Origin of the sequence: Verrucomicrobium sp. BvORR106 (genome assembly GCF_000739655.1) — a bacterium.
GTDB lineage: Bacteria > Verrucomicrobiota > Verrucomicrobiia > Verrucomicrobiales > Verrucomicrobiaceae > Verrucomicrobium.
On record NZ_BATR01000026.1, the window covers coordinates 1 to 6,157 of the forward strand.

Annotated in this window: 1 protein-coding gene; it reads right to left on the bottom strand. The window is 64.0% G+C overall.

All coding sequences use genetic code 11. The annotated features are described in order from the left end of the window. Nucleotides 1–6,157: Ig-like domain-containing protein (locus BV106_RS04600; protein WP_038161196.1), on the bottom strand; the 6,157-nt coding region annotated here is incomplete at both ends.

Consider the following 6,157-nt stretch of genomic DNA (forward strand, 5'->3'; position numbering starts at 1 on the left):
CGCCACCGCCGCCCGGTCCGCCGGGTCCTGGGTTGCCGCTACCGGGCGGATTGCCAGGCTGGCCGCCGCTGCCGTCGCCGCCTACGGTGCCCCCACCGGTGGAGCCCCCCGTGCCGGTGCTGGCCGCCATCGTCCGGAAGTGCAGCTCCCATTCCTCGGATTGCTCAAAGTTCGCCCCCGCCTGGCTCTTCACATCAGCACTCACGCGCACAATGTAGGCCGTGTCATTCGCAAGCGCCGCCAGCGGGATGATGTCCAGCCGCTTGAGCAGGCTGTTGTAGCTCAGCACCGCGGGCACCGTCTGCCCCGTCCAGCCGGTGATCAGCTTCACGTTCGCACTGGTCAGCGTGGAGGCATCCATGGCCTCGCTCCACGTGAGCTTCACAGAGACCTGCGGGCTCACGTTGACGTAGCGGTTCACCGGGAAGGTGGTGGTCACATACGGGCCCGTCAGCGGCGGATCCAGCGGCGGATCCACCGTCTTGAAGCTCCAGCGATGCTCCGCCGCCATCTGCTCACCTCTGAGGTTGGTCACACCCGTCTGGATGACCACTTCATACACTTTGCCCAGGGTCATCGCCGCCACCGGCGTCACATCCACGCGGTACCAGTAGGGGTCATAGGTGACCGTCGCTGGCACCACGTTCTGCTGGTCATCATACACCGTGAAGGTGCTGCTGGACACTGTGGACGCATCCAGAGGCTCACTCCAGTACGTGGAAACTACCGCCGTGGCCGCCACATTGATGTACTGCGGCCCCGGCAGCGTCTGCAGCACCTCCGGCTTGCTCACCGCCGTGCTGTTGGCGCTGGTCTCGAAGATCTGCGGTCCGTAGGGCGCCACGACGAAGTCGTTCGCCACATCAGGCGCCACCTCCCATTCATAGAGGGTGTCAGCATCCAGCGGGGCTGCCGGCACGAAGGCCACCAGCTGACGCCCATGCAGGATCTGGGAGGCACCAGCCACCACCTGCCCGTCCGAAGAGCGCTTCAGCAGGAAGTCAGGCGCCACCGCCCCCACGGGCAGAGGTCGGTTCAGGCCGATCACCAGCACCTTGTCCACCGGCACATTGCTCTCCCCCTGCACCGGGCGGCTGTAGGTGACCCCGATTGGGACAGACGCACCATCGTTGGGGTCGGTCCCCAGCAGGTACTCATCCAGATTGCTGTGGCCGTCGGAGTCATCATCAATCCAGCTGTCATTCACCAGCGGGTTCGTGCCGTGGGCGATCTCATAGCTGTCTGGAATGCCGTCCCCATCCGTGTCCGCCAGAGCCGGGTCTGAGTGGTGCAGCGTGACCTCATTGCCATCGCTCACGCCATCCCCGTCACTGTCCGTCTGCCCCGGATCCGTGCCGTGGGCGGCTTCACCCAGATTGTTCAACCCATCACCGTCGCCATCCCCGGTGCCCGTCTGGCTGAGCCCGCCGAAGTGGGCCGTCTCCCACGCGTCAGAGAGACCGTCGCTATCCGTGTCCACAGAGGCCTCATAGGCACCCAGATCTGGCGGCACGTCGCGCAGCTTCGCCTTGATATCACGTGTGATCTTGGATCCCCTGGCCACCACCCCGGCATCGACCGCCGGGCTGGCAGGGTCAGGCACGCCTGCGCTGTCCAGCAGAGGGTCTGCCCCGGAGGCACCGTGCTCCGCACCCAGGATGATGCAGCGCTTCACCACCACCTCGGTCTGCTCGCTGGGGGCATACACCTGGGCCTCATCCGGGCTGTACTCAGGATTCCAGACGATGGAGTTGAGCAGGCTCAGTCTGCCGTACCCATCCACATGGATGCCCGTGCCTCCATACTGGTAGGCGTTCTCGTTGTCGATGATGGTGCAGTGCTCCACCGTCAGGTCGCCCGTACCCACGTAGATCCCGGCCCCGCCAGACGACAAGTTGTCCTTGATCACGCAATTCACCAGGCGGACCTGGTCATTGCTTTCCGGCGTATAGACGTACACGCCACGCCCCTCATAGGCACTCGTGGAGTGGGAGATCACAAGACCGTCCACCACCGCGTGCTCCACCTGCAGGTACAGGCTGGCATCGTAATCTGAATTGGCGATCACGGGCGGAGTGGCCCCCGCCTCCCCGAGAATCAAGATGGCCTTGCTGCCAATGTAGACAGACTCATCGTAGGTTCCGGATTTGACAAAGATGATCTTATGGGTGCCGCTCGCCGCATTCGCAGCATTGACGGCGGCCATGATGGTCTTCTTCTGCGTGGCGTTCTCCGTCACGAAGGCCGGGTTCACGGTAATATCCACCGCGGGCAGGCTGCCGACCACACTGGCCTGGGTACCGCGCTTGAACTCATAGATGTTCGGAATCCGGTCACCGTCCTTGTCCTTGAGCGCGTCCTGCGGATCCAGGGGATCCAGCCCGTGCGTCACCTCATACAGATCCGTCATGCCATCACCGTCGGAATCCGACACCGCGGGATTGCTACCAGACCCAAACTCCACGGAGTCGCTCACCCCGTCACCGTCTGTGTCGGTCAGGCCGGGATGGCTGCCGTACACGAGCTCCTGCGCATTCGTCAGCCCGTCGGAATCACTGTCAGCCGTGCCGTTGGCGGTGAGATTGCCCAGGTGGGCCATCTCCCAGGCATCCGGCAGTTGGTCAGTGTCACTGTCCACATACTCATCTGCACCCAGATCCGGGGTGGAGCCGCGGGCCTCACCGTGGATGTCATTGGCAGAGACCGGCAGCACCGGCGTGTTGGCCGTATTGATCGCCGGGCTGCCATGGCGCAGGAAGCCCGTGGGGGTGAGCACGGGATCTGCAAAGAGCCCGCCCCATCCACCGCCGTACACCACGGAGTTCAAGACCTCACAAGACGCGCCCTGGCCCTTGTAGATCTGCGGGTGGGAGGCCGGCAGCGCCGGATTCCACACGATGGAGTTGCGCAGGCGCAGGGCTCCGCTGTCGATGTGAATGCCCCAGCCCTGGGTGGCAGTGGAGGCAGGCAGGCCTGCGTTGTCCGCCACCGTGCTGTGATCCACCGTGGCCAGGCCATCAGAGATGAAGATGCCAGCCCCCGAGACACTGCGGTTCCCCCTGATGATCGTATTGACGAGCCTGGCATGCCCCTGATTGGCGCCGATCGACACCTCCACCCCGCCGCTGTTGGTCGTCGCGGAGGAGTGCGTCAGCACCAGGCCGTCCACCACGCAGCCGTCCTGCACGACCGTCAAACTGTAGTCTCCTGAACCAGACGACACCACCGGTGGGGTGTGCCCCTGCTCACCCAGCAGCAGGATGCGCTTGCCGCTGAGGTACACGTGTTCCGCGTACGTGCCTTTCTTGACCAGGATGATCTTGCAATCGCCCCCGGTGTTGTTCGCCGTCGAGATCGCCGCATTGATGCTGGTGTGCGATCCCGCTGTGGCCGCGACGGTAAAGTCCGCCGCCTGCACGCTCGCGGCACTGCTGGGGTCCTTCCCACGCACGTACTCAAAGAGGTTGGGCAGCCGGTCGCCGTCCTTGTCATCCAGCGCGTCGCGGTAGTCCAGCGGGTTCAGTCCATGGGTCACCTCAAAGCCGTCCGGCATGCCGTCCAGATCCGAGTCCGTCACGAGCAGCCCCGTCCCGGCGGCCACTTCGTCGCCATCATCCAGGCCATCTCCGTCCGTGTCCGCCACCTGAGGGTTCGTGCCGTACAGGCTGTATTCGCTCAAGTTGTCCAGATCATCGCCATCCGCGTCTCCACCAGGTGTCGTGACCCCCAGCGCCTCCAGCCAGTCCGGCAGACCGTCGCTGTCAGAATCGACAAACTCATCCGCACCGATGTCCGCAGCGCCAGAGCGCGATTCCCCCTGGATGTCCTTCAGCAGGGAGGAGCCCACCGCCGTGTCGAGCGCAGGTGAAGCGGCCTTCAGATAGCCCCGGGGGTTCAGGAAAGGATTGGCCGCCAGACTGCCATACTCGCCACCGGCAATGATCGAGCTGACCACTGTCACCGAGGCGGGATTTGACGCATAGACTTCCGTCTCGCCATCTCCGTCTGGATTCCAGACAATGGAATTCGCCAGTTTGAGCCTGGACGAGTACCCGACATAGATGCCCCGGCCGTTGTTGGCCGCCAAGTTGCCAAAGACGGACACGTGCTCCGCCTCCAGCCTCCCGTTGCCCACATAGATGCCGGCCCCTTGATTCGCGCCATGGTTGTGAATGAAGCAGTTCACCAGGCGGGCACGAGTCTGCGCCGTAGGCAGGGAGACCTGCACACCACTGAGGCCGTTGAAGGGATTACCGTCCACGTCATTGACCCGGGTGATGCGGAAGCCGTTCACCACAGACTCCTCGCTCAGGCTCACCGCGTAGGTGCCAGAGTTCACCGCCCTGATCTCCACCGGAGCCGCTTCCTGGTCCGCCAGCAGCAGCACCTTCCGCCAGCTCGAGATGCTCACACTCTCCTGGTACACCCCGGCCTTCACCCGGATGATGCTGTAGTACGGGCTGCTGGAGCTGGCCGTCGTACTGTTCACCGCCGCTTGGATCGTCGTGTGAGATCCCCCACCCGCCTGGGCCACCACATAGTCATCTGCCGGGCGCAAGCTGCCGTTGCTGGCAGAGGTGCCCCGCTTGTACTCCCACAGGTTCGGCACCCGGTCCCCATCCTTGTCTTCCAGGGCGTCATCCAGTAGCGGGTTCAAGGAATGGACAGACTCGTAGCCATCCGGGATGCCGTCGGAATCTGTGTCATTGTCATTGGGGTTCGTATGCGCCAGGACCTCGTCGCTATCGTCCAGCCCGTCCCCGTCCGCATCTGCCTGCAGGGCATCCGTCCCATGCAGGGAGTATTCGTCCAGGTTGGTCAGACCGTCTCCGTCATTGTCCCCGTTGGGGTCAGTCACGCCCAGCGCCTCCAGCCAGTCTGGCAGGCCATCGCTGTCGGCATCCCGCCACTCATCAGCCCCAGCGTCCGGAGAGGAGGCCCGGGTCTCACCCTGGATGTCCCGCAGCACCCCGGCTGTGGTTGAGCCCGCATTCACCGCAGGGGATGCACCCGTCAGATACCCCCGGGGATTGATGAGGGGATCCGTAGTCGCCCCACCGAAGGACCCGTCCCGGACCACAGAGCCGATGACAGACACCGTCCCGGTAGAGTCCTTGGCGATCTCAGCATATCCCGCCGCATTGGGATTCCACACGATGGAGTTTACCACCCGCAGAGAGGCACTGTAGGACGCGTAGAGGATGGAGCCATCCACCCCCGTCTTGTTGTCGTACAGGGTGGAGTGCGAGATCTCCAGACGGCCCTGGCCAAGGTGGACTGCCGCCGCACCTGCGCTGCCGTGCCCGTTGATAAAGCAGTTCACCAGCCGCGCCTGATCGTCCGGCTCAGAGAGGGATATCGTCACCCCCGTGGTGCCATTCAAGTCATCCCCGTCCACATCCTTGGTCCGCGTGATCCGGAATCCATCCACCACGGCCTCCCCCTGGAGCGCGACCGTCTGGTACCCGGTGGCACTGGCGCGGATCTCCACCGGGGTGGACTGCAGATCCGCCAGCAGGAGGATCTTCTGCCCCCCGTACACTGAGATCTGCTCCTGGTACACGCCTGGAGTCACCCGCACAATGCTGTAGTACGGAGTGCTCCAGTTCGAGGTCATACTATTGAGCGCGCTCTGGATGGTCGTGTGCGTGCCCCCGGAGGCCGCCACCACGGCATCAGCCGTCGGCTTGTCCGCAGCATTGCTCGGGGAATGACCGCGCTTGTACTCCCAGAGGTTGGGAATGCGGTCCCCGTCCTTGTCGGCAAACGTGTCATCCACCAGCGGATCGAGGCCGTGCGTGAGCTCATAGCCATCAGGCATGCCGTCGCGGTCGGTATCCGGGTGATTGGGGTCACTGCCCGCGGCGTATTCCGCGGCATCCCCGGCCCCGTCCCCATCGGTATCAGCCACACTGGGATTGCTGGAGATATCGTACTCCTGGGCATCCGGCAGGCCATCGCTGTCAGCATCGCCCAGGCCGTTCCGGCTCAGGTTGGTGAAGTGTTTGATCTCCCACCAGTCCGCCATGCCATCGTTGTCAGCATCCACCCATTCATCAGCCCCCATGTCAGCGCCCGCGCCTGCAGGGCGCAGCTCGTCGTCCATGTCCAGGTTCGATGAATTCACCAGCTCCCCGGCATTGATCGCCGGCGACCC